This window comes from Paenibacillus gorillae (assembly GCF_000513275.1).
Classification (GTDB): Bacteria; Bacillota; Bacilli; order Paenibacillales; family Paenibacillaceae; genus Pristimantibacillus; species Pristimantibacillus gorillae.
The window spans coordinates 25,068-50,694 of record NZ_CBVJ010000102.1; the positions used below are offsets into that span (position 1 = coordinate 25,068).

General features: G+C 50.5%; 25 protein-coding genes. 3 read left to right on the forward strand and 22 right to left on the reverse strand.

Features of this window, described 5'->3' with window-relative positions:
* Positions 1-2 precede the first annotated feature (2 nt).
* Entirely contained in the window at positions 3-404 is a 402-nt protein-coding gene (locus TY10_RS19195) for a VOC family protein (RefSeq protein WP_042166929.1), read from the reverse strand.
* Positions 405-491: 87 nt separating this feature from the next.
* Positions 492-1,403, reverse strand: coding sequence for a cation diffusion facilitator family transporter (locus tag TY10_RS19200; protein ID WP_042166931.1), 912 nt, complete (start codon positions 1,401-1,403; stop codon positions 492-494).
* 354 nt (positions 1,404-1,757) lie between these two features.
* Between TY10_RS19200 and TY10_RS19205 the strand changes: the two genes are divergently transcribed.
* Positions 1,758-2,501: an MBL fold metallo-hydrolase gene (locus TY10_RS19205; RefSeq protein WP_042166934.1), complete on the forward strand. Its 744-nt coding sequence runs from the start codon at positions 1,758-1,760 to the stop codon at positions 2,499-2,501.
* Between the two features lie 75 nt (positions 2,502-2,576).
* Here the strand turns inward: TY10_RS19205 and TY10_RS19210 are convergent, their stop codons facing one another.
* The 13 genes from TY10_RS19210 to TY10_RS19270 all read right to left on the reverse strand — a co-directional run bounded on the left by TY10_RS19210 (position 2,577) and on the right by TY10_RS19270 (position 16,813).
* Positions 2,577-3,398 carry an SPL family radical SAM protein gene (locus TY10_RS19210; protein WP_042166937.1) on the reverse strand — a complete coding sequence of 274 codons (822 nt, stop codon included), beginning with the start codon at positions 3,396-3,398 and terminating at the stop codon, positions 2,577-2,579.
* A 101-nt stretch (positions 3,399-3,499) separates the two neighbouring features.
* A complete protein-coding gene (locus TY10_RS19215) occupies positions 3,500-4,048 on the reverse strand; it encodes a methylated-DNA--[protein]-cysteine S-methyltransferase (protein ID WP_042166939.1) in 549 nt (182 codons plus the stop codon).
* Positions 4,032-4,634, reverse strand: coding sequence for a bifunctional transcriptional activator/DNA repair enzyme AdaA (locus tag TY10_RS19220; RefSeq protein ID WP_042166942.1), 603 nt, complete (start codon positions 4,632-4,634; stop codon positions 4,032-4,034). The genes TY10_RS19215 and TY10_RS19220 overlap by 17 nt, the downstream gene beginning before the upstream one ends.
* A gap of 191 nt (positions 4,635-4,825) precedes the next feature.
* Positions 4,826-6,415 carry a helix-turn-helix domain-containing protein gene (locus TY10_RS19225; RefSeq protein WP_042166945.1) on the reverse strand — a complete coding sequence of 530 codons (1,590 nt, stop codon included), beginning with the start codon at positions 6,413-6,415 and terminating at the stop codon, positions 4,826-4,828.
* Positions 6,390-8,309: a cache domain-containing sensor histidine kinase gene (locus TY10_RS19230; protein WP_042166948.1), complete on the reverse strand. Its 1,920-nt coding sequence runs from the start codon at positions 8,307-8,309 to the stop codon at positions 6,390-6,392. The genes TY10_RS19225 and TY10_RS19230 overlap by 26 nt, the downstream gene beginning before the upstream one ends.
* 84 nt (positions 8,310-8,393) lie before the next feature.
* Positions 8,394-9,758: an ABC transporter substrate-binding protein gene (locus TY10_RS19235; protein WP_042166951.1), complete on the reverse strand. Its 1,365-nt coding sequence runs from the start codon at positions 9,756-9,758 to the stop codon at positions 8,394-8,396.
* 103 nt (positions 9,759-9,861) lie between these two features.
* On the reverse strand, positions 9,862-10,713 hold the full coding sequence (locus TY10_RS19240; RefSeq protein ID WP_238327792.1) for a carbohydrate ABC transporter permease: 852 nt from the start codon (positions 10,711-10,713) through the stop codon (positions 9,862-9,864).
* A gap of 16 nt (positions 10,714-10,729) precedes the next feature.
* Entirely contained in the window at positions 10,730-11,653 is a 924-nt protein-coding gene (locus tag TY10_RS19245; protein ID WP_042166953.1) for a carbohydrate ABC transporter permease, read from the reverse strand.
* A 110-nt stretch (positions 11,654-11,763) separates the two neighbouring features.
* Complete coding sequence (locus TY10_RS19250) at positions 11,764-12,864, reverse strand: LacI family DNA-binding transcriptional regulator (protein ID WP_063510452.1); 1,101 nt, start codon at positions 12,862-12,864, stop codon at positions 11,764-11,766.
* A 125-nt stretch (positions 12,865-12,989) separates the two neighbouring features.
* Positions 12,990-14,333 (reverse strand): ABC transporter substrate-binding protein, encoded by a 1,344-nt coding sequence (locus TY10_RS19255; RefSeq protein WP_042166955.1) that lies wholly within the window; start codon positions 14,331-14,333, stop codon positions 12,990-12,992.
* A gap of 47 nt (positions 14,334-14,380) precedes the next feature.
* Positions 14,381-15,253: a carbohydrate ABC transporter permease gene (locus TY10_RS19260; protein WP_042166957.1), complete on the reverse strand. Its 873-nt coding sequence runs from the start codon at positions 15,251-15,253 to the stop codon at positions 14,381-14,383.
* Complete coding sequence (locus tag TY10_RS19265) at positions 15,250-16,146, reverse strand: carbohydrate ABC transporter permease (protein WP_042166960.1); 897 nt, start codon at positions 16,144-16,146, stop codon at positions 15,250-15,252. The genes TY10_RS19260 and TY10_RS19265 overlap by 4 nt, the downstream gene beginning before the upstream one ends.
* A gap of 271 nt (positions 16,147-16,417) precedes the next feature.
* The gene (locus TY10_RS19270; RefSeq protein WP_042166962.1) at positions 16,418-16,813 is read right to left on the reverse strand and encodes a winged helix-turn-helix transcriptional regulator; all 396 of its coding nucleotides are present in this window, start codon (positions 16,811-16,813) and stop codon (positions 16,418-16,420) included.
* Positions 16,814-16,935: 122 nt separating this feature from the next.
* Between TY10_RS19270 and ahlS the strand changes: the two genes are divergently transcribed.
* The gene (gene ahlS / locus TY10_RS19275; protein ID WP_042166965.1) at positions 16,936-17,784 is read left to right on the forward strand and encodes an AhlS family quorum-quenching N-acyl homoserine lactonase; all 849 of its coding nucleotides are present in this window, start codon (positions 16,936-16,938) and stop codon (positions 17,782-17,784) included.
* 73 nt (positions 17,785-17,857) lie between these two features.
* Here the strand turns inward: ahlS and TY10_RS19280 are convergent, their stop codons facing one another.
* Positions 17,858-18,205, reverse strand: coding sequence for a hypothetical protein (locus TY10_RS19280; RefSeq protein ID WP_042166967.1), 348 nt, complete (start codon positions 18,203-18,205; stop codon positions 17,858-17,860).
* Between the two features lie 185 nt (positions 18,206-18,390).
* On the opposite strand from TY10_RS19280, the gene TY10_RS19285 reads away from it, so the two are divergent.
* Positions 18,391-19,338, forward strand: a complete 948-nt coding sequence (locus TY10_RS19285) for a DNA-3-methyladenine glycosylase family protein (protein WP_042166970.1) — start codon at positions 18,391-18,393, stop codon at positions 19,336-19,338.
* Positions 19,339-19,410: 72 nt separating this feature from the next.
* Here TY10_RS19285 and melA read toward each other — a convergent pair whose 3' ends face one another.
* The 6 genes from melA to TY10_RS19310 all read right to left on the reverse strand — a co-directional run bounded on the left by melA (position 19,411) and on the right by TY10_RS19310 (position 25,626).
* Entirely contained in the window at positions 19,411-20,721 is a 1,311-nt protein-coding gene (gene melA / locus TY10_RS19290; protein WP_042166973.1) for an alpha-glucosidase/alpha-galactosidase, read from the reverse strand.
* Positions 20,722-20,769: 48 nt separating this feature from the next.
* The gene (locus TY10_RS19295) at positions 20,770-21,654 is read right to left on the reverse strand and encodes a carbohydrate ABC transporter permease (RefSeq protein WP_042166977.1); all 885 of its coding nucleotides are present in this window, start codon (positions 21,652-21,654) and stop codon (positions 20,770-20,772) included.
* Between the two features lie 15 nt (positions 21,655-21,669).
* The gene (locus tag TY10_RS19300; protein ID WP_042166979.1) at positions 21,670-22,569 is read right to left on the reverse strand and encodes an ABC transporter permease; all 900 of its coding nucleotides are present in this window, start codon (positions 22,567-22,569) and stop codon (positions 21,670-21,672) included.
* Between the two features lie 73 nt (positions 22,570-22,642).
* Positions 22,643-24,166: an extracellular solute-binding protein gene (locus TY10_RS19305; RefSeq protein WP_081735369.1), complete on the reverse strand. Its 1,524-nt coding sequence runs from the start codon at positions 24,164-24,166 to the stop codon at positions 22,643-22,645.
* Entirely contained in the window at positions 24,138-24,302 is a 165-nt protein-coding gene (locus tag TY10_RS30815; protein ID WP_162160641.1) for a hypothetical protein, read from the reverse strand. The genes TY10_RS19305 and TY10_RS30815 overlap by 29 nt, the downstream gene beginning before the upstream one ends.
* 268 nt (positions 24,303-24,570) lie before the next feature.
* Positions 24,571-25,626, reverse strand: a complete 1,056-nt coding sequence (locus TY10_RS19310) for a response regulator transcription factor (protein WP_042166982.1) — start codon at positions 25,624-25,626, stop codon at positions 24,571-24,573.
* Position 25,627: the final 1 nt, after the last annotated feature.

The window sequence follows — 25,627 nt, forward strand, 5'->3', positions numbered from 1 at the left end:
TATTAGCCTTTCGGCATTTTACTCTCATCCATATACAACAGGTTCCAGAGGTGACCATCCAGGTCGGCAAATCCTGCACCGTACATCCAGCCGTCCGTTTCGCTCGGCCTGCCAAAGATGCTTCCTCCGGCAACCTCTACCTTTTGAATAAAGGCATCTACTTCTTCTCTGCTATTAGCACCAATCGAAAATATCACTTCTGCGCTATGGGAAGTATCTGCGATTTTTGAACCTGTAAACTTCTCAAACACCGCATCCGGGAACAGCAGAATCGTTGTTTGGCCGATGGCAAGCTTGGCTCGCTCGTTACCAACACTTGCTGCATGGAATCCAATCTCATTGAAAAAGGCGGTTGACCTCTCAACATCTTTGACCGGCAGGTTAATCCAAATCTCCTGTGACATGGCTGCAGCCTCCTGGAATATATTTTCAACTATTACTATACTCTACTTCTGGCAGCAGAAGCGAATCTTATAAACAGACTGTTTCCTTTATTTCAATAGTTGTTCTTCTTCTTCATACCATGGATTCAAATGCACAAGCACTTCCTCGACATCATCATGCCGCTCCATAATCGTTGTTTTAATTTTTTTGGAAACGTCATGGCCCTCCTGAATATTCAAGTCTGCAGGAACGCCGACACGCACATCGATAATAATGTAATGGCCGTGCTCCCTTGCACGGATACGGTCGATTCGCTTTACCTCCGGTACCGATAAGACGAGATTCTCGTACAGATCCAATTTCTCCTGCTCCACCATTTTATCCATGAGGATATCAATCGCTTCTTTCCCCATATGATAGGCTAGCTTCAAGATGAAATAAGCGACAATAATTCCGGCGATAGGATCGCCATAACTGAGAAAAGCGATGCCAAATTGGTCACCGATCAGCGCAGCTCCGACACCTACAACCGCTGCGATCGATGCATAAACGTCGGCAAGGTGATCGTACGCAGTAGCAATTAAGCTCTTGTTATTCATTTGCTTGCCCAGCCGCATGCAATACAGGTACAGCCATTGTTTCCATACCAATGAAACCGCCGCCACAGCCAATGCTAAATAACTTGCTTGCACAGCAGGATGGAAGAAGGATTCAACAGAATGATAAGCAATATAAAAAGCCGCAATAATCATAATAACGGCAACGATGGCGGAGCCGATAACCTCGGCTTTGCCATGTCCATAAGGATGGTCGTTATCTCTCGGTTTTCTGGCAATAATCGTCGCGCTAAGAGCGGCTGCCGCTGCTACCACATCTCCGGCATTATGAATGCCGTCTGCCAGGAGCACCTGGCTGCCTACCATCAGACCTATCGCTAACTTTAGAATCGTTAATAGTAAATTGCTGATCAGGCTGATTGCAATTGCAAACGTACCTGTCGAATTGCTCTTTTGATTCATGCTGCGTAAACCCCTTTTATTCATTCACTGTCCATAAGCTTTTTTTGACACTTGACCATTATACAAATGGGGATACGTGTGGGTCTAGAGAAACAGTGTTGCTTAAATCTAGCTTTGTTACGGCGGGGCAATACACTTTGGACGGGCTAACTATTTTGCAATGGGGCAAAACTGGACGAATTAAAGGCTATGGATACCCTGCCAATCCCCTCGTAACCCTCAGCTCCAGACTATTGACAAATAATTATTTTTGTGATATAATAATTTATTTTACATTTGACTTTTATTTTCAATATATGAGATAACTATAGTGATTTCAAGTTTAGATGGAACCGAAGAGGAGGCTGATTGGCAATGAAAATTGCAAACGGAGTCGAAATGCTGGAAATTCATGTGATGAGCCCTCGTGGACCTATGGTGCTCAATCCGACATTGATTTATGACGGAAATTCAGCCATTTTAGTCGATGCTGGAATGCCTGGTCAAAGCCAGCTGATCGTAGAAGCGATGAGTAAGGCCGGTGTAGCGCCATCGCAGCTGCAAGCAATTATCCTTACGCATCAGGATCTGGATCATATCGGAGGGGCTCCCGAAATCATTCAAGCAGCGGGCAAATCGCTTCCCATCTACGCCCATAAACTCGATCAGCCGTATATGGAAGGCAAGCTTCCGTTAGTGAAAGCCAATCCGGAGCGGATGGCTAAACTACTCTCCCATCTGCCAGAAGAAGAGCTTCGCCAAGCGCTTGAGGTTTTTCAGAATCCGCCTAAAGTACCCGTCGATCAGCTTCTGGAGGACGGACAAGTATTGCCGGTCTTCGGAGGCATTCAAGTCATATTTACTCCTGGCCATACCCCCGGACATATCAGCCTCTACTTGCAGGAGAGCAAGACGCTTATTGCCGCTGACGCTATGGTGTCCTCTGCAGGCAAGCTGCACGGACCTGTCGAGCAGAACACGCCGGATATGGAGACGGCTGTTCGTTCTCTGTCCAAGTTTCTGGAGCTAGACATCGAGAACGTCATTTGCTACCACGGCGGCCTGAGCCAATCTAACATAAGAGAGCAGCTTCTTATATTGACACAGGGAAGCAATTAACGAGTGTAACCCTCATTTAACGTAAAAACGACCCGAAGCGCTCCCCGCCTTCGGGTCATTATTTATTTATTGACATCACGGCTCAAAACCTCGTTGGCCAATCAACACTTGCCCGGCAGAAAATACGTGCAGCAATCTCTCGTATACGATCTTATATGCAGCAGGATCATACCATTCCTCCAGTCCAAGCTCCTCGTATAAGGAGCGGATGCCCAGCTTTCTCGTCCGTCTGCCTCCGCTGCCGTCACCCATGAAATAATCATCCACACATACACGCTGAACCAGCGGCTTCAGCAGCTGTGCGAATTGCTCCGTGCTCGGCAGCACAGGGGCGATTGTCGCTTGGGCAGCTACGCCAGCCTCACCCAGCAGCCGCAGCGTGTCCAGTCTTGCCGCAATAGGCGGCGCACCCGGCGTGAAATGCTTGCGGATATCTTCGCGGTCGGTCTCGATCGTCATACTCACTCTAACCCGCTCTCCCAGCTTAAGAAGCAAATCGATGTCTCGTCTAACGAACGGACTCCGGGTTTGCACGAGCAAGAAATCAGGCGGCTCCTCTACCATCACCTCCAGCAGCGATCTCGTGATCCGCTCCTTATATTCAATCGGCTGATACGGATCGGTGCTCGACGACATAAAGATCGTTACTTTGCCTTTAGCTTTTGCACGCCGCAGCTCCTTGCGTAAAAGCTCGGCGGCATTTTGCTTCACATCAATCCATGAGCCCCATTCCCCCTCATGAAACAGCGCCACCGGCATCTCCCGGACGTAGCAATACGAGCAGCCAAAGACACAGCCTCCATAGGGGTTCAAGGAATGGGTATAACCCGACAGCAAGCCGGTTCCTTTATTGAGCAGCGTTTTCGCATTTTTGTATAAAATCTCACTTTGCGTCATGAAAAATCACTCCCAGACTGAATTACTTAAGCCATTGGTACTGACGCCATGGCGCAGTGTCGTCCTGTAATAGCCGCACTTCCTTTGGAACGGCCAACCCATCAGACATACTGAACGCTCCTGTCCGCAAGAAGGCTCTCCCGCTCCAGCCGGAGCAGCTCAGTCTTCATCTCCAGACCGCCGCGGTAGCCGGTAAGCGTACCGTTCTTGCCAATGACTCGGTGGCAAGGCACTGTTATGAGAATCGGATTGGCACCGATCGCTGTCCCAACTGCCCTGACAGAGGAAGGCTTGCCAATCTGCTCCGCGATATCCGAATACGAGCAGGTCCGGCCGTACGGAATATGCCGCAGGGCCTCCCATACGGCACTCTGGAACGGAGTTCCGCCCGAATCGAACGGAATCGTAAATTCTCTGCGGTCTCCGTCCATGTATTGTTTTAATTGCAGCATATAGGGCTGCACCCTATCGTCGCTTTGCTCCCACTCGTGGCGAGGATAACGTCGGCTCACTGACTCGCTCATTTCCTTATAGGGCTTGCCGGGCGAACCGACATAACAAAGTCCGTCCGGCGTTGCCGCCACATATAGCCTCCATTGTCCATGAATCAAGAAAGCCCAGTAAATGATCCGTTCATTCGCCTGTTCCATTCTCCATCACCTCTCCCATCTCATTGAGGCTGCCGCGCAGCCGATATTCCACAGGCGTATAGCCGGTCGTCTTCTTGAACAGCGTTATAAAATAAGCGACATTCGGCATGCCGACAGCCGCTGCGATTGCTGCAACCGATTGGGTTGTGCTGGCGAGAAGCTGCTCCGCCTTCGCTACTCTCGTCTTTTGAACATAACCAGAAGGCGAAACGCCCATGATCCGCTTAAACGTCCGCTGCAAATGATAGGGGCTGCCATGGCAGGCCTCGGCTATCGTCTGCAGCGGAAGCGGACCGGTATAGTGATTGTCAATGTATTGCGCTGCGATGGCAGCCCACTCCTGATCCGGCAGCCGCTCACCTGTCGGCTTGCAGCGTTTGCACGGACGGAAGCCGGCGTACTGCGCCTGCTTCGCATTCGCGTAGATCCGGACATTTTCCCGCTTAGGTATTCTGGATTTACAGCTTGGCTTGCAAAAAATGCCCGTCGTCTTGATCGCATAAATAAACCGGTCATTATAGGCCGTATCATTGCTTACAATTGCTTGCCATCGCTCATCCGTCAACGGCTTCTCATTCTCGTTCATGGGCTTCACCTCGCCTATAGTATAGCCTCGAAAACGGCCGTTTGTGTGATTTCGGGAATAGAATAGCAAGATATCGAAACTCGGCCTCTCGAGCTTTATGTTATAACAGGAGAGTAGAGTTAGACAGAGGTACACTTTGGAATCCAGATGAAAAAAGCTGCTTCAAGAAGGAAGCAGCCCATTGATCCTAACTACACATATTTGCTTGGCAGAACGCCGTAATGCTCTTTGAACAGCTTGACGAAATAGCTCCTGTTCTCGTAGCCGAGCTGCTGCGCCACTTGCTCCATCGTCCGGTCCGAGCCGTTCAGCAGCTCCCGCGCCTTCTCCATCTTGCTGCGGGTCACATATTCGATGAAGTTTTGCCCCGTCTCCTTCTTGAACAAACGGCTGAAATAGCTGGGATTCAGATGCAGATGTGCAGCTACTTCCTCCAGCGAAATTTTCCGGTCGAGATGCTGCCTTACAAACTTTTGCGCATCGACAATTTCAACCTTTTTGCTTTGCTTGGCAATCTGCTCCATCAAGCCGACTGCTTCCTGCACAAAGCCGATCAGCCACTCCCGAAGCTCGCTGACGTTGCCTAGCTGATCGAGCTCGTTCTGCACTTTTTCATTCGTGTAATGGCGGGTATCCTTCAGCTTCATCATCGTGTCCAGCGCCAGCTTGAAGACGAACCGCTTGACCGCCTTCGGCTCGAATTTATGAATCGATATAAAGTGAATAAACGGTTCGACGGCCTCACGCACCTCGATATTCGCTTCAATGATTGTCCGGTTGATCCGCTCTGCGTATTCGTAATAGAAGGCTAGCGGCTCCTCCTCGTGAAAAGTAAGCCGGCCGACTTCCTCCATCGTCATAAACTGCGGCTCCCTTAAATAAAAGAACCGGTCCGTCGCTTGCAGCATGCAGCCGATCTGCCGCCTGACGCCGGAGCGTTCCGCTTCGATACCGCCAATCAGCACGGAATAGCGCAGCTTGACTATCTGCTCCAGCTTCTGCTGAACCAGCTTAGCAAGCGCCCGAATGCGCTCATAGGGATTATGCTTTAATTCTTTGCTGCAGTTGAACAAGATGCAGAACTCTCTTGCGGATACGCTAATGAACAGCGCATTCGCCTCACTCCCCAATAGCTCCTCCGCCACATTCTCGACAATGAACTTTACCGTATCCTCGCTCTCATAACGCTTCCAGGCCGCATTGACCTCATGAAGCCGTCCAACGACAGGGATGAAATAGGGCAATGCCATCCGAATACCGAAAGGCTGCAGCGCGTCCGTCCATACGGGACTATCCGGCACAGGCGATGACAGCAGCTCTCGCAGCCACTGCTCTTTGAGCAGCGATTTGCTCCGATGCGCCCGGCTGTGCAGCATCTGCAGCTCGTCGTGCAGCTGGCGCTCCGCGCTAATCTTCTCCTGCATTCCAGCGATGAGTACTGTTAGCGCCTCAGGGTCCATCGTTTCCTTCAAAATATAATCCTGCACGCCAAGCTGTACAGCCTGTTGCGCGTAACGGAAATCATCATGGCAGGAGAGGATGACGAACCTCGGCCGCTGGCTGAGCTCCTTCACCGCCCGAATGAAAGCGACCCCGTCCATCACAGGCATCCCGATATCGGTAATGATCAAATCCGGCATCAGCCCGGCACAGGCGTCCAAAGCCTCCAGTGCATTCGTGCTGGCATGTGCGACCCGAAAGCCATAGTCGGCCCAAGGAAGCATTTTCTCCAAAAACTCTAGTACAGCGACATCATCATCGACCAGCGCTACGGTATTCATCTTCCACCGCCTCCTGCCCCATTGAAATCGGAATGCGTAGCACCAGCTTCAAGCCCCCGCCTTGCGGGCTTTCAATCTGCAACTGATAGACCTCACCGTAAATCATCCGCAGCCGTTCATGCACATTCTTCAGGCCGATGCCGCTAACAGGACTTCTCTCTCCGCCCCGCGGCCCGGGGGTATGAGAACTCTCATGTCCCTCTTGCCGGGGTGATAGAGAATGTTCCTGTCTCTCCCGTTGCGCCTGCTGCTCGGAGTACCCCGATAGTTCCGATAGTTCCGATAGCTCCGCCAGCCGTCCAAGCAGCGCTTCCTGCTCCTCCTCCGTCATGCCGATTCCGTCATCTTGGATCGAAATATAGAGCAGATGCCCCTGCTTCCAGGACTGCACATCGATATGTCCTTCTTTATGTCTTAATCCGTGCATGTAAGCGTTCTCGATTAACGGCTGCAGCGTAAACCGCGGAAGCATCGCCAGCAGCGTATCAGAAGCAAGGTTGCTCGTCAGCTCCACCTTTTCCACATGGCGGAAGTTCATCAGGCGCATATACTCCTTAACGGTGGCGACCTCCTCGTAGAGCGTAATATATTCATTGTTGCGGTTAATCGTCATACGCAGCAGTGTCGACAAGGAGCCGACGATTTCGGCGATATCCTTCTCACCCTTCATCAATACCCGCAAGCGAATAGAGTTCAGCGTATTAAACAGAAAATGCGGGTTAATCTGCGCCTGCAGCAGCTCCAGCTCCGCCATCCGCTTCCTGTCCTGCTCGCGCTTGATCTGATGAATCATCTCCTTGATCCGGTCCAGCATTCGATCGAACGAAGCACCAAGCCGCCCGACTTCATCCTGACCGCCAAACCGGGAACGGGCATCCAGATTGCCGGCATCGACCCGCTCAGCGATCTTCGCGAGCTGTACGATCGGCCTTGTAAGCTGGCGGAGCAGATAAATTAATACGGCTGAGAACAACAGGAAAAACAGCACCTGTAAAATAATCAAATCGTTAAGAAAGCCATTAATATTGCCCGCTGCCACTTTGTACGGCGTTAGACTGACGATGCTCCAGCCTGCATAGGATAACGCATGCTCGACACGGATATAATCTCTCAGCGCGGGAACTGGCGAAGCTTCAGCCCTCGGATCAGGGGACAAAGCTGCCTCTATCGAACCGCCTATTGCCGCAGCTTCAGGATGAGAGATAATACGGCCTTCACCGTCCACCAGCATCATCCTCTGATCTGCCGCATATTTGCTGAATATTTCGTGGAACTGCTCCTCCGGCTTGCTCAGTACAATATACGCTTTGCCTGTATTGGCAAACAGCTGAAAGCTGCGAATAATGGTCACGACATTCGGGTTGTCGGCGGCATCCGCATGGACATAATTTGGCTGCGTGCCGAGCCAATAAGTCGTATTTACGGGCTCAAGCGCCATATCGTCAACCCAAGGCTCCTTATACATATAAGCCAGATCATTGCGATAAGTGGAATAGTTCGTAAAGATTAAGCCGCCCGGCAGCAGAATCGTCACATACGTCTTGCCGCCGAAGAATGTAAGCTGGTCCAGTTTCTCCGCTACCGGCTTATAAGCGAAAAAATCAAGCTTGCCGTCCCCGCTTTTCCGGTAGCTGCTCCAAGCCGTACGCATCGCCGTCATCATCTCGCTGTCGTATTGCAGCGTATTGGACGCCTTCAGCATATCCGTTACCAGATTGGATACATATAGATCAGCTACCTCCAGCGACTGCTCGGCCTTAACGACCGCCTTCTCCTTCAGCTCATTCCTCGTATTCAAGCCGGTAATCAGCAGCGTAAGCAGCGATGGAATGAACAAGCACAGCAACGCGGACGTAATCAGCTTCTTGCGCCAGCCGAAGGAAGATAAGCTCATCTCAAAGGCCCCTTTCTTCTAAAAGGTGAAAGGGATGCCCCGCTTGCGCGCAGGCATCCTCTTGTCTAGATCATTATAAGGAAACTATTTCTGGTTTGCATCGATAATTTTTTGGAGATTTGTCTTGATGCCCGCGATCGTCGCGTCGATATCCGCCGTGCCCAAAATATACTTCTCTGCTTCGGCAATATACGCTTTCTCGATATCGGCCGCGTAGGAAGGAGCATTAGCCGGCTGCGGCAGCTTCGATACGTTGAGCGTATTCAGAAGCGAAGCTTTATCGATCATGTCCGGCGTCATCGTCGATGCCACGATCGCATCAACCTCGCTTGCCACATCGGCTTTCTTCCATGCGCTAAGCTGCTTCGTCAATGCCATCCCTTCCGTCGACAGGAAGCGGATGAATTGATACGCGGCTTCCTTGTTCTTCGACTTCGACGAGATAACGAGCGAGTCCGCGCCGCCAAACGAGTAGTTCTCATCGCCCTTGGCATTGGTCGGCCATGGTGCAAATGCCGATACGAAAGTTGCCGGGATTTTTTCCGTGCCGCCCGCTTCGGCAATCATCCATGGACCGGTAGGCAGCATCGTTGCTTTGCCCTGGAAGTATTCGTCGCGGTATGGGATCTTTTGCGTTACGATATCCTGATACGGCGTTGAGCTTTTATCCTCATGCTCCATCGCATAGCGAAGCTCCAGCGACGCTTTCATCAGCGGATTGTCCGCGTTCAAGTTCATTCCGTCATCCTTCATAATGCCTTGATCCTGAGCTGCGCTGTACTGCTTCAACAGGAAGTAGTCCTTCCACGTATGGAAAAAAGCGCCGTACTGCTTGCTCGGTCCTTCACCCTTCGTCAGCTGCTTCGCATAATCGCGGAATTCATCCCACGTCCAGCTTTGCGGAACCTGCAGTCCGGCCGCATCAAGCTGCGACTTGTTCAACAGAATGAACCAAGGCCCGAACTTGCCCGGCAGCGAGTAACGTTTGCCGTCCAGCTTCATCTGCTCCGCCTTATACTCATCCTCGAACTTCACACCTTCTTTGACCAAATAATCGTCAAGCGGCTCCAGCATGCCATTAACCGCTCTTTGGCTGAAATTCGGCACCGAGTTCAGCGAGAATACGTCAAATTGCTCTCCGGATGCATACATGATGTCGATCTTTTTGATCGTCTCATTAGAGTCGTTCTCGACGACCGGCACATACTCGACTTTAATATTCGGGTATTTAGCTTCAAACGCATCGATTGCCGGCTGATACACCTCAGCCTTCTCCCAGTTCAAGAACTTGATCTTCACTTGCGGCGCACTTGTCGTCTCTGCGCTCCCATCCGGCTTTGCTGTCGATCCGCTGCCGCCATTCCCGTTGCCATTGCCGCCAGAGCAGCCTGCGAGCAGCGTCGTTAGCACAATAGCCGAGATTGCTGTAGACATCCATCTCTTCTTCATCTGTATGCCTCCCTTTATAATAAAGCGGTTCCATTTGCTATTTAAACTTACCATTCCGTTTTTCGCGCTCACAGTTACGATTTTTACCGATTCGAAACTATTTTTACCCTTTCACGCCGCCAAGGGCAATTCCTTCAATGACTTGCTTCTGCCCGAAAATAAAGATGATAAGCAGCGGCAATATCGCCGACACAGTGCCTGCCATAATTAAAGAATAGAAGGCTCCGCTCTCTGATGCAAACTTCTGAATGCCGATCTGGACGGTCATCAGCCGGTCGCTTCTTAGAAAAATTAACGGGTTGGCATAGTCGTTCCAGGTCCATATGAACCGCAGGATCGCGTAGGTTGCAAGCGCCGGCCGAACGAGCGGAAGCGCTATGCGGACAAACGTCGTGAACGTGCCGGCCCCGTCAATGAATGCGGCATCCAGATAATCCTTATGCAATCCCATGAAAAACTGGCGCAGCATGAACGTTCCGAGCGCACTGAAGGCCCCCAGCATAATAAGTCCCAAGTGGCTGTCGAATAAATCGAGCCAGCGGAAGATCATAAATTGAGGCACCATAATGGAGTAGCTTGGCACCATGAACGTCATCAGCACAACCCCGAACAGCAGCTTTCTTCCGCGGAACTCTACATGAGAGAAAGCAAAGGCAGCCATTGCAGACACAAACACGGAGACGATCGTCGTCACGACGCTCACTTTAATCGAGTTCCAGTAATAGAGGGCAAATGGATGATCGCCCACCCATACCTCCCTATAATTTTCGAAAAACTGCCACTTCACCGGAATCCACTGGATCGGGTATTTAAACACATCGATTTCCGGCTTCACGGAGGCCGATAACATCCAGATGAAGGGTAGCAGGAAGCCAATCCCCAAGAGCAGCATCGCAAGCGTAACCGCCGCTTTTCCTATCTTTCTTCTTATTCGCACATTCATCGTTGTTCGCATATGCAGTCCTCCGTACTTAATAGTGAACCCACTTCTTCTGACCGTACAGCTGGATTAGTGTAATAAGCAGTACGCAGCCGAACAGCATCCACGCAATGGAAGAGGCATAGCCCGTCTTCAAATTCTCGAATGCCGTCGTGTACAAATAGTAGGTGACGACCGAGGTAGAATAGGACGGCCCGCCCTCCGTCAGCACCTTAATAACATCAAATGATTTGAAGGAGCTGATTAACCCTGTAACGAGCAGGAAGAAGGTTGTTGGCGTTACAAGCGGCAGCGTGATGCGCCGAAATCGCGTCCATACGCCAGCCCCGTCGATATCGGCCGATTCATAGAGATCCTTCGGAATGGCGTTAAGCGCCGCCATATAGACGACCATGCAGAAGCCGATGCCGACCCAGATCAGAATAATCATGACCGAAGGCAGCGCGTAATGAAGATCGGCAAGCCACTTCGGCGGGTTGGCGATGCCCAGCGAGCGAAGCGTCTCGTTCACCGGACCATAGGACGGGTGAAACAACAGCTGGAACACGATCGCGACGGCAACCATGCTTGAAATATACGGCATGAAAAACATCACTTTAAATAAACCTTTGCCGTACACATACCGTTCAATGACGACGGCGAGCACAAGTGAGACGATCAATTGAACGGGAACGACAAGCAGCAAAATCAAATTGTTTCTCATCGAGGTCAGAAATACCTGATCATCGAACAGCTGCTTGAAGTTGTTCAAGCCGACAAACTTCATCTTCTGAAGATCGGCGATAAAGCTCCATTCCGTGAAGCTGAGCACCAGGGAGATGAGCGTCGGGATAACGGTGAAAATAAACAATCCGAGCAGCATCGGCCCCGCCAGCACATAGCCGGCGATTTCCTCCCGCTGCTTGCGCTTCAGCTTAGGCAGCGCCTGCTGCTGCTGAACTTCGTTTCCTTGCATGTGTAGTCACCTCTTCATCTAAGCTGGTATCTTCGTTTCTACTTCTTATTTAACCGTGTTGAGACAGCTCCCGGAAGAAACGGATTTGACCGATTCGGAAAAAAATTTGACTACCTTATGCACGCTGATGCAGAACTGCATAACGAAAAAAATGAGTTCCGGCCGCTAAGCGGCTGGAACCCTTTTACATACTTATAACGAAACGATAATGAAGTTATTTTTGGGGTCGGCGCTGTCGACTCACGGATAATTAGTTCCGGCTCGATCTGCACTGTCGCATTTTTCGTGCTGGTATTCGAAATAGCTGCCAGCAGCAATTCTACGCCCATCGCTGCGATTTTATCGGCAGGCTGTCTAATGGTTGTCAGCAGCGGACGGAATTCAGAGGCCAGAATTTGATCGTCAAAGCCCACGACCGAGATATCGCGCGGAATGCGCACGCCTTCGTTCAAGCAGGCGTCCATAATGCCAAGCGCGATGTTATCATCGCCTGCGAAAACTGCTGGTGGGAGCTTGTCCGAGGCAATCCAATCCATGGCGATATGATAACCGGTCGAGATTTCAAACGTACCGCGCTCTATGCAATAGGGCTGCAGGCCGGCTTCCTCCAGCGCAGCTTTAAATCCGCGCTCCCGCTCCCTGCTGCTGAGGAAATGGTCAGGTCCTGCGATATGAGCGATTTCCGTGTGCCCCAGCTCAATCAAATGCTTGGTCGCTTCGTAGCCGCCTCTGAAATTATCAACGATAATGGAAGTCACTTGCGGATTCTTTTTCGAATTATCAATCATAATGAACGGAATTTGCTTCTTCTTCAGCTCGCTCACATATTCGTCTTCATCAAAGGGAGAGAGCAGGATGACGCCATCTACGCGATCCTCCTGAAACAGGGAGCGGTGAAAGGCATCCTCGTAGCTTTTCGAAATCGAAAGCGCCAAATAATAGCCATGCTCAGCCAGCCTGTCATTAATCTCATTGACGACCGCATCAAAGAAAGAGTCATGCAGCGTCGTCAGCGTCAGACCGATAATTCCCGTCTTGCCCCGCGCAAGGCTGCGGGCGGAGGCATTGGGATGATAATCAAGCTCCCGCATCGCTTGCAGTACTCTCTCTTTATTTTTCTGACGAACGGAAGACGAATTGTTCAGCACTCTTGATACCGTTACGACCGACAAGCCCGACTTTTTGGCTACATCAAAGATACTGACCTTCATCGTTTTAGCTCCTGTAATAAAAAAAGTATTTATTAACGAATACCATATTTGAGCCAAAACAGCAAATAGGCAAGGACGGGAGAGACCCGGATTAAACCCCGTTTCTCCCCCGATTTCGCCTTGCGTTATTTGTTCAAGCGCTCAAGCAGTGCTTTAAGCTTCGTCTCAATAACCGGTAATACATCTTCTACCTTCTTATCTCCATTCTCCACGCTAGCCAGCTCGTTGATGAACAACTCGTTGATTTGCGAATAGTTGGAGATCAGATGGTTGTAGGATTCAAAACCGTATTTATAAGCGCCGTCGAACACTTGCTTAATGTGCTCCGGATCGATGCCTTCGAAGTTGCTGTAATATTTCTCAGCCGCTTGCTGGTTGACCGGCGGGTTGCCGCCGCTAAGCTCGATGGATTTCTCTTGCACTTCCGCCGTAACGAGATACTCGATCCACTCCAGCGCCTCTTTCGGGTGCTTGGAATCCTTCAGAACGAACAATGGATCGACATACAGCACGCTTCTTACTTTCTCGTTCGGGCCTTGCGGCACCGCAGCTACGCCTACGTTGAAGCTGAAGTCGCTGGAAGCGGCCAAGCTCCACGAGCCGACTACAGACATGCCGATTTTGCCGGAAAGGAACGGATCACCGAATTGTCCGGATACCGATTTCGAGAATGCAGGTGTCGGGGAAACCTTTTGATCATAGATGAGGCCGTAAACCTTCTTAAACGCTTCCACAACTTCCGGTTTCGTCAGATTAATCTCGGAAGGCTTGCCGCCATTCGTCCATGTATCATCGGAATAGACATTGCCGCCGAAGTATTGCGGCCGTTGATCGCGTTCGCCAAAGCCGAAGTCCACGCCGTATTGCGCTTCGTTCAAGTTTTTGGAGTCTACCGTCAACGCTTTTGCGTACTCTACCATTTTGTCGAACGTCCAGCTTTTGTCCTCATAATCCGATGGCGGATACGGAAGGCCGGCTTTATCGAACAAATCTTTATTGTAGAGCATTACAGTTACATAGCTGTTAACCGGAATGCCGTATGTCTTGCCGTCTACTTTGTAAATGTTCATAACGTCTTCCGGGATATTGTAGTCGGATGCTTTGAAGTCCGTCAGATAAGGCGACAGATCCATCAGCATGCCTTTGTTGTAATATTCCATGAAGCCGCCATAGCCCCAGTGCGAAGTCACGTCCGGTGCATTTTTAGCTGCGATGGCCGATTGAAGCTTGGAGTCGAATTGCTCGTAAGGCGCCTTTGTTACTTTGACCTTAATATTCGGGTGCTTCGCCTCGAAGTCTGGAATCAGCTTTTCCACAAACGTGCGGTCCGGCGAATCGATTGTGTAATGCGTAATCGTCACGATGTCTCCGTCTTTGCCGCCATCCTTGCCGCCGCCTGTACATGCGGACATGACCATCGAAAATACGAGAATGAGACCCAGTAAAAGCTTTCCTTTGTTCCTGTTCATTGTGTATCCCCCTTGTTTTTTAATTGGCTTAAAGCTCTATGTGGACTTTACTTGATGCCAGTCAGCACGATGCCTTCGACAAAACGTTTTTGCGCGACGGCAAACAACGCGACAATCGGAAGGACCGACAGCAATGAGGCTGCCATCATCAGGTTCCAAGGCGCAATCCGGAACTTCGACGACAGCATGGCTGCCATCCCGATCGGAAGCGTGAAGTTCTCCTGCGAGTCCAGATAAAGAACTGGCGCAAGCAAGTCATTCCAGCTCCAGATGAAGGAAAAGATCGCAACCGTCGCAAGTACTGGACCTGCGAGCGGAAGCGTCAGCTTCCAATACAGGCCAACCTCCCGGCAGCCGTCGATTCGTCCCGCATCATAAATCTCATTGGGAAGATTGGAGAAAAACTGCCGCAGCAAAAAGATCATGTAAGCGGAACCGAAAAACGCTGGCAATATCAATGGGAGAAGCGAGTCATGAAGCCCCAGCTTCGTAAATAGCAAAAATTGCGGAATCATAATTGCCGGATAAGGCAGCATAAGCGTTCCCAGCACCAGCATGAACATCAACTGGCTTCCTTTAGCCCGGTATCTGGCGAAGCCAAATGCGACGAAGGAAGAGGAAAGCACCGTACCGATAACAGTAGCAATAGAAACGATCAGACTGTTGCCATACTGCCTGCCGAATTTAATCTCGTCATTAATGAACAGCTCTTTGAAATTTCCCCAAGCGAATTGCTCCGGAATAACAGTCGGAGGAAAGACGAGCATTTCCTTCGTCGTCTTCAATGAGGTCGAAATCATAAAGCCAAAAGGCAAGATCATGGCGATCGTAACAGCTAACAAAATGATGAACCCGATAATCGGGGCGATGTCGAGTTTCGTTTTTTTCTTCGGTTGACCGGTGTATGCGGGCTGGCTCATCGTTCGCTCCCTCCTTCGTAGTAAACGTAACGGTTCGACAGCTTCATAATGGCGTAAGTTATAATCATGACCGCGATCAGAAGAATCCACGACATCGCCGATGCATAGCCGTAACGGAAGTTTTTGAACGCATTGACGTAAATGTTATAAACGTAGAACCAGGTCGAGTAGTTGGGACCGCCTTGTGTAATAGTGTACGCTTGCGTAAACACTTGGAAGGATTCAATCAAGCCCATGATGAGCTGAAACAGAAATACCGGCGAGATTAGCGGCAGCGTTACGTTCCAGAAGGAACGAAGCCGTCCTGCGCCATCCAGTTTAGCAGCCTCCAGCAAGCTGCTCGGTACGCCTTGCAGTCCGGCCAGGAAAATAAGCATGCCTGCTCCCATTCCCCAGAACGACATGATGATCAGCGCCCAAATGGCATAATTCTCATCGAGAAACCAAGCGATTGGCTCTACTCCGAAAATAGAAAGCACATAGTTGAACAGCCCGGCTTGCGGATTAAATACCCAGAACCACAGCAATGCCATGGATACACCGGAAATCATGCTCGGAAAGTACATCGCCGTCCGGAAAAAGCCGCGGAACGGAATTTTCTGATTGATAAGAATCGCGAAAAACAAAGAAAGCAGAAGTGTTAACGGTACGCTGATGAACGTGTACTTCAACGTTACCTTGATCGAATTCCAAAACTGCTCGTCTTGGAAAAGCTCCTGATAGTTGCCTGCTCCGATAAACTTCGGCGCGTGGATAATATCATACTCCGTGAAGCTGTAGTAAAGAGAAGCCAGAACCGGGAATAGCGCAAATACGACAAAACCAATTAACCACGGTGAAATGAAAAAATAAAAATTCCTTCCCTCACGCCGGCTTTCTTTCGTTGACCTCACTCAAGGGTCCCCCTTCTTCGTACGGGTAGGTGTCCTGCTTTGTCCCATAAGTTTAAGCGCTTTAACTTATAGAACAAAAAAATAATCCATACTTCATCGATTATGAATGCGGTTACTGCAATGTCCTTACTTTCGCGAAAGTTAAAGCGGTTAAACTTTGAGATCATTATAATATGAATTCTGCTCGATTGACAAGAGAATATTTTACTTTATCCTCCACGGATGGAATCGCATTCAACGGAACAAGAATGCGACTCCCTGCATGGCAGCTCTACTCCAGCGAATCTGGATTGGAAGTAAAATCATACTGCATTCTTGCGGCCTCGACATGCATATAATTGTCTCTCCCCCATTGCCGCAGCTCCCTCATCGGACGCAGCAAAGTCTGGCCTAGCAGCGTAAGGGAGTATTCCACCATAGGCGGCACAGACGGGGTAACATGACGCTGTACCACGCCATCACGCTCCAGCTTTCGCAGCGTTTGCGTGAGCATTTTTTTGGAGATGCCTGCAATTCTTCTCTCGATTTCCCCGTATCGTATACTTCCGTTTTCAATGGCATAGATAACGAGAGCTGTCCATTTATTCGAGATGATTTCTATTACTTTGCTGTAACCGCATACCGCGATGGAAATATCTGGCTGTTTTGTTTTCGCCGAAGCTGTCATATGAATTCCCTCCTACGCACCTTAAAGTTCCCAGTACACCTTAAAGTGCCTACTTACGCAGTTTTAGTTTATGCATTATTGTAGGACTATATCATCCTTAAACACAAGGGAGGCCGCTTCGCATGTCATCGATCATCAAGCCCCGTCCAAAGCTGTATGTGCTCGACAATGGACGGATGAGCATGGACAAAAACTGGCTGATTGCCATGCATAATCCAGCAACATTAAACAACCCTAACGCACCTGCTGAATTTGTAGAATTCCCCATTTATACCGTGTTGATCGACCATCCGGAAGGAAAAATTTTGTTCGATACCGCCTGCAATCCGAATTCGATGGGCGCGGAGGGGCGCTGGTCTGAATCAACCCAGAAGTCCTTCCCATGGGTGGCGAGCGAGGAATGTTACTTGCATAACCGGCTGGAACAGCTTCGCGTAAGACCTGAAGAAATCAAATACGTCATCGCCTCTCATTTGCATATGGATCATGCCGGATGCTTAGAGATGTTCACGAATGCAACGATTATCGTGCACGAGGATGAGCTGAACGGTGCGATGCAGAGTTATGCCCGTCATGAAAAGGATAGCGCCTACATCTGGGCAGACATCGATGCATGGATTAAAAACCAGCTGCAATGGAGAACGGTCAAGCGTCATGAAGATCATCTGGAGCTGGCCGAAGGCATCCAGATCATTAACTGCGGCAGCGGTCATGCTTGGGGCATGCTGGGGTTGCATATTGAAATGCCGGATACAGGCGGAATCATCCTCGCTTCGGATACGATTTATACAACAGAAAGCTTCGGCCCGCCTGTAAAACCGCCAGGGGTTATTTATGACTCTATAGGTTACTTGAATTCAGTCGAAAAAATACGAACGCTGGCCCACAGGACCAAATCGCAAGTCTGGTTCGGACATGACGGGAATCAATTCCAGCAATTGCGTAAATCAACCGAAGGCTATTACGAATAATGTCTTGCATTTCGGATCAAGCCCCTTCTCAGCAGCGTGAGCTCCATAGCTGAAAAGGGGCTTTGCTATAGGATTATTTCTTGTCTACATGCAGCAGAGATACACGTTTTACGGAATAGGTGTCCCTGATTCGATCCTCCGGAACGACGTTCAGCTTAATAAGGCTTGCGACCTTGGAGGCATCGGCCTTGGAGAGCAGGCGCCAAACTTCCGGATCGGGTATCGCCTCGTACAGCTTGTCGTCATCATATTCCTTCCGCTCCTGTAAGACGAGCCTCACCCTGTAGCTCTTCGTCTCCAATTCGGATAATTGCTGCTCCTCGCAATGATTCAATATTTCCGCCCGCAGCTCGCTGAGCTCTTGCTCCAGTTCCTTTTGCTTCTGCTTCAATTGGTAATACCGCCTCACGGCCTTGTCCACAAACGCTCACGCTCCTTTTGTAGCCAATTTATGCCGATGGTGACGATTTAAGACGATTAAAAATCAGCTCGTTATGTCATTCCCTATACTCTCGCAATAAAAGAGCAAGATCCCGAAACTGCGGCAGCCAATTTTATGGTAAAACTATAACTAATACAATTCGAAGAGAGGAGTAGTAAAGCAAAATGAACAATCAAATACGTTATGCCGTTTCGCCGGACGGCCGGGAAATCTGCTTGCCGCTTCCCGCATTATTTAGCTTTAAAGAAAATGTAAGTTATTTGGCACGGTCGGCGGGCGAGTGCATGCATCAGGTGCTCGACGAGCGAATCCGGAAAGCGATACCGGTAGATGGAGAGTTCGAAGGAGACGGCTCCGCTGTTGTGGAGGTATTCGCAGCTGAGCCTGATACGCTAAACGTGCGGTTTCTAACACCTGATGAGCCTCCGTCTGTGCAAGTCCTAGATGCAGTGGCCAGCTATACGAGAGAATGGTTTGATCTGGATGCCAACCTGGCTCCCTTCTATTCTATGGCAAGCAAGGACCCCCTGCTGGAACTGCCAGTCAAGAACCACTATGGCCTGCGCACAATCGGCATACTCGATTTATTCGAAGCGCTCTGCTGGGGAATTATTGGTCAACAGATCAACTTGCCGTTCGCTTACATTTTAAAGCGGCGCTTCGTCGAACGTTACGGAAGATCGCTGGAATACGGCGGAGAAAGTTATTGGCTGTTTCCCTCCCCTCAAGACATCGCCGGATTGCCGGTCAAAGAGCTGACCGATCTAAAGATGACGACGAAAAAAAGCGAATATCTAATCGGCGTAGCGGGTCTGATCACAGACGGGCAGTTGACGAAGGAAAAGCTGCTCCGCGCCGGAGGCTTAAAGCAAGCGGAGAAAATGCTTACCAGCATTCGCGGCATCGGACCTTGGACTGCCAATTATGTGTTGATGCGCTGCCTGCGGATGCCCTCAGCCTTCCCGATTGATGACGTTGGCCTGCATAACGCAATTAAGCATGTGCTTAGTCTCGACCGGAAGCCTTCGAAGGAGGAGCTGATGAAGCTGTCAGCCGATTGGGCAGGCTGGCAATCCTATGCCACCTTCTATCTATGGAGAATGTTGTATTAGAAATACAAGAAAGGCCAGCTTCCATCGCGATGATCGGAAGCACGGCCTTTCTTTACTCTCTAATTGAACTACTTAGATTTCGAACTGCGGCAAGTAGCTGCGGTTCGCTTCAAGCAGCTCGCCTACCATGCTGCGGATATCCGCGATGCTCAGCTCAGCCGACGTATGCGGGTCCAGCAAGGCGGCATGATACACATGCTCCTTATTGCCTGTCAACGAAGCTTCGATTGTCAGCTCCTGTACATTGATATTGGTACGGTTGAGGGCAGCCAGCTGCGGCGGCAAATCTCCAATGTAGCAAGGCGTAATGCCGCTGCCGTCTACCAGGCAAGGAACCTCAACGTTGACACCATCCGGCAGATTCGTAATTAGGCCGTTGTTCATGACATTGGCGCCAATCTTGTAAATGTTGTCCGTCAGAATGGCTTCCATAATATAGGACGCGTATTCATGTGTACGCTCATGCGACAGCCCTTTGTTGCCCAGCAGCTCATCCATCGCCTTTTGCCAATAGTCGGCTTGCGATTGTCCCCAGTTTTTGTACATCATCGTATGAACGCCGTATTCATCCAGCAATTCCGGATACGCATTCTTGATAAAATAAGGCACGTATTCTGCCGTATGCTGCGTCGATTCCGTTACGTAATAGCCGAATTGATTCATAATCTCGTAGCGTACTTTATCGTCATGCTGCTCCGACGCCTGCCGCTCCAGTGCTCTGCGCTTCACTTCCGGATACAGATCCTCGCCGTCGCGATGAACGTCCAGCAGCCATGCCTGGTGATTGATGCCTGCGATTTTGGACTTCACGTTCGTATGATCCATGCCCAGTCCTTCGAACAGGTCGCGGACGCAAATTTGCACGCTGTGGCACAGGCCGACCGTCTTAATGCTGGTTGCCTTCTGAATAGCGCCAGTCACAATCGCCATCGGATTCGTATAGTTCAGAAGCCAGGCATCCGGACATACTTCCTCCATATCTTTCGCGATCTGGAGCATAACAGGGATCGTACGCAATCCCCGGAAAATACCGCCCATGCCGAGCGTATCTGCATAGCTTTGCTTCAGCCCATACTTCAACGGAATCTCGAAATCGTTAATGACGCAAGGGTCGTAGCCGCCTACATGAATTGCGTTGATGACGAAATCTGCATCTCGGAGCGCTTCCCGCTGATCGTCATACGCTTTAATTTCCGCTCGGCCCTCGTTAATGTTGTTGTTCAACTGCTTGAGCATTTGCTCGGATAAGCGCAGCTTTTCCTTGTCGATATCCAGCAGTGCGATATGCGCGTCTCTCAGCGCCGGGGTCAGCAAGCAATCCCCGATCAAGTTTTTAACGAAAATAATGCTGCCTGCTCCAATAAATACAATTTTAGCTGCCATGATGATAGCCTCCGCTTTCTGATAGGAAGTAGATTGATAAAATGCTGATTAGCCTTTGACGCTGCCCATTACGATGCCTTCAGTGAAATATTTTTGCAAAAACGGATAGACGCACAGCACCGGAACGGTAGCCACGAATACTTGCGCCGCTTTCGTCGTCCGGTCAGAGACGAGCGCCAGCGCCTTCCAATCGGTGGACGTCGCTAGCGACATGTCCCGGTTGACGATGACCGTCTGCAAATACGATTGCAGCGGGTAATGGCTAGGATCGTTCATGAGGATTAGCCCTTCAAACCAGGAGTTCCAATGCGTCACGATGCAGAATAGCACTAGTGTCGCAATCGCCGGCGCAGACAGCGGAACGAATATTTTCCAAAGCACCTTCCACTGCGTCGCCCCGTCCATAAACGCCGCTTCCTCGATTTCTTTGGGCAAGGAACGGAAAAAGTTAAGCAATAATATAACGTTAAAGATCGGTACCGCCCCCGGAATAATGAGCGCCCAGAAGGAGTCGATCAAGCCGGTCGCCTTGATCGTCAAATACCACGGAATCAGTCCGCCGCTGAACAGCATCGTGATGACGAAAAACCAGACATACACGCCTCTCCAACTGAACTGCTGCTTTTCCTTCGATAACGGATAGGCGATCAGAATCGTCAGCAGCATATTAATCGGCACGCCCGCCAGCACCCGCTTTACAGCGATGATGAAGGAGGTCATAAATTCCGGCTTTTCCAGCACAAAAGCATACGATTTAAGCGTAAATTCAACTGGCCAGAACTGTACTCTCCCCGAGCCGACCGCCGAGCTTGAGCTAAAGGATATCGCCAGTATATTAATGATCGGAAGCAGGCAGATGAGCGCTGCGCCAATAAGAATGGCGTAATTGCTAATGACAAACACCTTTCGGCCCATTGTAGCTTTCCTGAACATATGCAGTCTCCTCTCTTAAAAAATACGGTAGTCCGAATAACGCGTGGCGAGCCCGTAGGAGATGCCGATGAAAAGGAACGACACGGCCGACTTGAACAGGCCAACTGCCGTCGCTACCCCGTATTGCGCGTCTTGCATCCCGATGCGGTAGACGAGCGTATCGATAATATCGCCCGACTGGTACACCTGGGGGCTATATAAATTGAATACTTGGTCGAAGCCCGCATTCAATACATTTCCTAAGCTCAAAATCGTCATCAGCATAATCATTGGAATCAGTCCCGGCAGCGTAACGTGAAGCGTCTGCTTCCAGCGTCCCGCTCCGTCCATCACTGCAGCTTCATACAACGTCGGATTGATGCCGGTCAGCGCAGCCAGATAGACAATGGAGCCGTAACCGAAGCCCTTCCATACTTCCGAACCTACCAGAGTGACGGGAAACCAGCTGTTATGTCCCAGAAAATAGATTGGCTCCAGCCCGAGCCAAGTTAGAAAATGATTCACGATCCCTGTTGATGGCGACAAAATATCGATGAAAATGCCGCCTAGAATGATCCAGGATAAAAAGTGCGGGAAATAGACAATCGTCTGCACGCTCCGTTTGACGAGCCGGTTTCTGGCTTCGTTAAGCAGCAAGGCGAACAGCACGGGCGCGATAACGCCGGCAATGATTTTCATCAGCGATATATAAATCGTGTTCCAAAGCACTTGATAAATATCCGGCATATTGAGCAGGTACTGAAAGTTATCCCATCCGATCCATGGCGAGCCGAACATGCCCTTGGACGGTACAAACCGTTTGAACGCGACGACAATGCCTGCCATCGGAATGTAATTGTAGACGAGTACGATCAATATGCCCGGCAGCAGCATGAGGTGAAAGGGTATCTCACGTAAAAATCTTCTATTCTCCATCTGCTCCTCCACTTCACCAGCATGATTTAGTTGAGAGAAGGAATGGCTTCCTTCTCTCTGCCAGACTTGTTCTCTAGTTTTGACTCCAGTCGTTGACTTCCTTCGTCATTTGCTCTCCGCCCTGCTTATTCCAGGTCGATACGAAAGCATCGAACTGATCAATCGATCCGCCCATGATGATGCTCGTGAACGTCTGAACCTGCTGCTTCTGCAGCGTGCCCTCGCGATCCACCATCGTTTGTGTCGGTGCGCCAAAAAATTGATTATCCATCGTCAGCCCTTTTTGCATGAAAGCATCAAGTACGCTGAGCGAGCCTTCCGGTCCGTACATCTTCTCTGCGCCCCAGAAAGCCGTATCGCCGCCGCGGTATTTCATAATGTTGTCGTAATAGCCCTTCTCCTCCAAATTAAGCGAGGACGGGTCATTCGACGACAGCGCGCTCTTGATGTGCAGCATCGCATCGAGGTTTTTGCGCGGTGCTTCGCCGTAGAGCAGCGTGTAGCTGAATGCAGACATGCCATCCTTGTCGACGTTATAGATTTCAGGCTCCGCCGTTTCACCGTAAATTTTCTCAAGTGCCAGATTCAGCATTTTAACAGCTGCTTCCGGATGCGCACTGTCCTTCTTCACGGTGTAATACGTGCTGATAGCAAACGGCACTTGCGATTTGGCCGCTTCTCCGTCGATAGAAGGAATTTCGATCGCCTTCCACTCCATGTCCGGATTATTCGTCTTGCCGTCCTGCAGCCAGCCGCTGTTCCAGAAGAAGCCGAAGAACATGCCGACTTTGCCCGCGTTTGCATCCTCATTCACTTTGGAAGCGTCACGCGTTCCGAATTCCTTATTCAGCACACCCGATGCGTACATTTCCTGAAGCTTTTGCAGCGCCTGCTTCATTTCCGGCTGCACGCTTCCGTAGACCAGCTTGCCGGACGCATCCTTAACCCAAATGTTCGGATAAGCGTGGAAGCCGTTAAAGAAGCCCTCCAGTCCTGCGTAAAAGCCCCACAGATCCTTGTTGATCCCCAGTCCGTACGTATCGGCAGCTCCATTGCCGTCCGGGTCCTTCTTAGCAAACGCTTCGGCTATAGCCAGAACGTCCTGCATTGACTTCGGCTCTTCCAGATTGAGCTTTTTCAGCCAATCTGTCCGCACCCACAGCACTTGGGATTGACCGATGCCGGAGCCCATTTTTGGGATGGCATACATTTTGCCGTCGAAGGTCGAGGACTTAATCGCATTGCCGCCATCCTCGGACAAAATCTTCTTCGTGAGCGGCGAAGCATATTGCTCGTAGACAGAAGTCAGATCCTGCAGCTGGTCATCCTCAATCAGTCGCTTCAGTTGTGCAGCGTTCACCTCAGCAATGTTCGGCATGTCATCCGACGCTATGGCGATGTTGATCTTCTGTGCATATTGCGCATCCGGTGTCGTCCAGAGATATTTGATCTTGATGCCGAGATCCGCTTCGTACGCTCTTGACCATGCATTGTTGTCCAGCGACTCTCCCGACTTATACTCCATCCCTTCGGAAATCGGCCGGACAGCCGTCACTTCAATTGGCGGATCATACTTGCCAAGCGGGCTCGTATCCACCGTTTGAGTACCGTTGCCTTTTTCCCCCTTCCGGCTGCTTGGCCGGATTGTTATTGCCCCCGCTGCTGCAAGCGTTCATGAGCAGCGCTGTGATTAGCAGTGTACTGCCTAACAAACCCCATTTTTTCATCCCCATGTTGTATCGCTCTCTTTCAAGTGGATTGTAAGCACTTTCTTTCTGACTTAATTATAGCAACGGTACCCGTCCCGCCGTGTGCGGATTTTTTGCCGGGCACCTGCGATGTTTTTGTCCAAGTATCGCTTTCGTGCAAAAATAACATACCTTTACAACAAAAAACCGCCCCGGCTAATGCGAAGGGGGACGGTGTGAGAGTCACTTTCGTATGAGTGGAACGGTCATTGACCAAAAGAGTCATAGCAGCTTTTTAAGGAAGGAGCAATGTTTAAGATCGGCTGGTATCTGCTTCCGCATGCTGGCTTTGCCTATATTGAGTAGGCAGCATACCCGTCATTTCCTTAAACATTTTGCCGAAGTACCGCGTATCGGTAAATCCGCACTGCTCGGCGATCCAGTAGACAGGATGGTTCGTCGCGGACAGCATCCGCTTCGCTTCCTCAATGCTGCGGATCTGAACGTAGCGGACGAACGAGATGCGCAATATATCTTTAAAGCTCCGGCTGAAGTAGCTTTTGCTAATGTTCACCTGTGCACAAATGCCGCTTTGCGACAGATCTTCAATCGCCTGAGCATCCATATAAGCCAGCGCCTTCAAGATACCGTGAATCATATCCTCCGAATAGCCGGACTGCCGCAGCCACTGCTGCAGCTTGGAGCGGGTATCGGTCAGCCATGACCTCAGAGCTGAAGCATCGCTTGGCAGCAGCCCCCAGCCCGGAAATTGCGGGAACAGCGCCTTCCATTTCTGCAAAGCCTGCTCCGCCCATTCCTCCGGTATGATTGCCTTCACGTCGGCCAGCATGTCCACCATCCGCTGGAAGGACTCGTCCTCCCATACCCATAAGGGATGAAGCCAGCCCTTCTCGAAAGCCTCACGCGTCCACGCCGCTGTCGTGGCACCCGTCCCGGTCTGTGCCGCGGCCGCCGGAGCTTTGTCCTCCGTCACCTTAGCAGCAATCCGCTCCAATAGCTCATCGAGATCCTGTGTCTCCAGCTGCGTCTTGACGATGTAGTCAATCGCACCGATACGCAGCGCCTCCTGGATATAATCGAAATCCTGGTGGCAGGTCAGGACGACCATCTTGATACTTGCATCAAACTCCCTAACCCAATGCATCAGCTCCAGCCCCGTCATGCCCGGCATCGTAATATCCGTCACGAGCAGCTGCACCGTATTCGGATGCTCCTGCAGATACAGCTTCGCCCGATCGCCGGAAGCTGCTTCGCCGATAATTTCAATTCCGTATTTCTCCCACGGAAAAATCATTTTCAGCCCTTTGCGAACGAGACTCTCGTCGTCTACGATATAGGCTTGAATCATC

What these genes read in the sequence shown, in the direction of transcription:
- TY10_RS19195 (WP_042166929.1), bottom strand. Translation starts at nt 404, where the DNA reads ATGTCACAGGAGATTTGGATTAACCTGCCGGTCAAAGATGTTGAGAGG.
- TY10_RS19200 (WP_042166931.1), bottom strand. Translation starts at nt 1,403, where the DNA reads ATGAATCAAAAGAGCAATTCGACAGGTACGTTTGCAATTGCAATCAGC.
- TY10_RS19205 (WP_042166934.1), top strand. Translation starts at nt 1,758, where the DNA reads ATGAAAATTGCAAACGGAGTCGAAATGCTGGAAATTCATGTGATGAGC.
- TY10_RS19210 (WP_042166937.1), bottom strand. Translation starts at nt 3,398, where the DNA reads ATGACGCAAAGTGAGATTTTATACAAAAATGCGAAAACGCTGCTCAAT.
- TY10_RS19215 (WP_042166939.1), bottom strand. Translation starts at nt 4,048, where the DNA reads ATGGAACAGGCGAATGAACGGATCATTTACTGGGCTTTCTTGATTCAT.
- TY10_RS19220 (WP_042166942.1), bottom strand. Translation starts at nt 4,634, where the DNA reads ATGAACGAGAATGAGAAGCCGTTGACGGATGAGCGATGGCAAGCAATT.
- TY10_RS19225 (WP_042166945.1), bottom strand. Translation starts at nt 6,415, where the DNA reads ATGAATACCGTAGCGCTGGTCGATGATGATGTCGCTGTACTAGAGTTT.
- TY10_RS19230 (WP_042166948.1), bottom strand. Translation starts at nt 8,309, where the DNA reads ATGAGCTTATCTTCCTTCGGCTGGCGCAAGAAGCTGATTACGTCCGCG.
- TY10_RS19235 (WP_042166951.1), bottom strand. Translation starts at nt 9,758, where the DNA reads ATGAAGAAGAGATGGATGTCTACAGCAATCTCGGCTATTGTGCTAACG.
- TY10_RS19240 (WP_238327792.1), bottom strand. Translation starts at nt 10,713, where the DNA reads ATGCGAACAACGATGAATGTGCGAATAAGAAGAAAGATAGGAAAAGCG.
- TY10_RS19245 (WP_042166953.1), bottom strand. Translation starts at nt 11,653, where the DNA reads ATGCAAGGAAACGAAGTTCAGCAGCAGCAGGCGCTGCCTAAGCTGAAG.
- TY10_RS19250 (WP_063510452.1), bottom strand. Translation starts at nt 12,864, where the DNA reads ATGAAGGTCAGTATCTTTGATGTAGCCAAAAAGTCGGGCTTGTCGGTC.
- TY10_RS19255 (WP_042166955.1), bottom strand. Translation starts at nt 14,333, where the DNA reads ATGAACAGGAACAAAGGAAAGCTTTTACTGGGTCTCATTCTCGTATTT.
- TY10_RS19260 (WP_042166957.1), bottom strand. Translation starts at nt 15,253, where the DNA reads ATGAGCCAGCCCGCATACACCGGTCAACCGAAGAAAAAAACGAAACTC.
- TY10_RS19270 (WP_042166962.1), bottom strand. Translation starts at nt 16,813, where the DNA reads ATGACAGCTTCGGCGAAAACAAAACAGCCAGATATTTCCATCGCGGTA.
- ahlS (WP_042166965.1), top strand. Translation starts at nt 16,936, where the DNA reads ATGTCATCGATCATCAAGCCCCGTCCAAAGCTGTATGTGCTCGACAAT.
- TY10_RS19285 (WP_042166970.1), top strand. Translation starts at nt 18,391, where the DNA reads ATGAACAATCAAATACGTTATGCCGTTTCGCCGGACGGCCGGGAAATC.
- melA (WP_042166973.1), bottom strand. Translation starts at nt 20,721, where the DNA reads ATGGCAGCTAAAATTGTATTTATTGGAGCAGGCAGCATTATTTTCGTT.
- TY10_RS19295 (WP_042166977.1), bottom strand. Translation starts at nt 21,654, where the DNA reads ATGTTCAGGAAAGCTACAATGGGCCGAAAGGTGTTTGTCATTAGCAAT.
- TY10_RS19300 (WP_042166979.1), bottom strand. Translation starts at nt 22,569, where the DNA reads ATGGAGAATAGAAGATTTTTACGTGAGATACCCTTTCACCTCATGCTG.
- TY10_RS30815 (WP_162160641.1), bottom strand. Translation starts at nt 24,302, where the DNA reads ATGGGGATGAAAAAATGGGGTTTGTTAGGCAGTACACTGCTAATCACA.
- TY10_RS19310 (WP_042166982.1), bottom strand. Translation starts at nt 25,626, where the DNA reads ATGATTCAAGCCTATATCGTAGACGACGAGAGTCTCGTTCGCAAAGGG.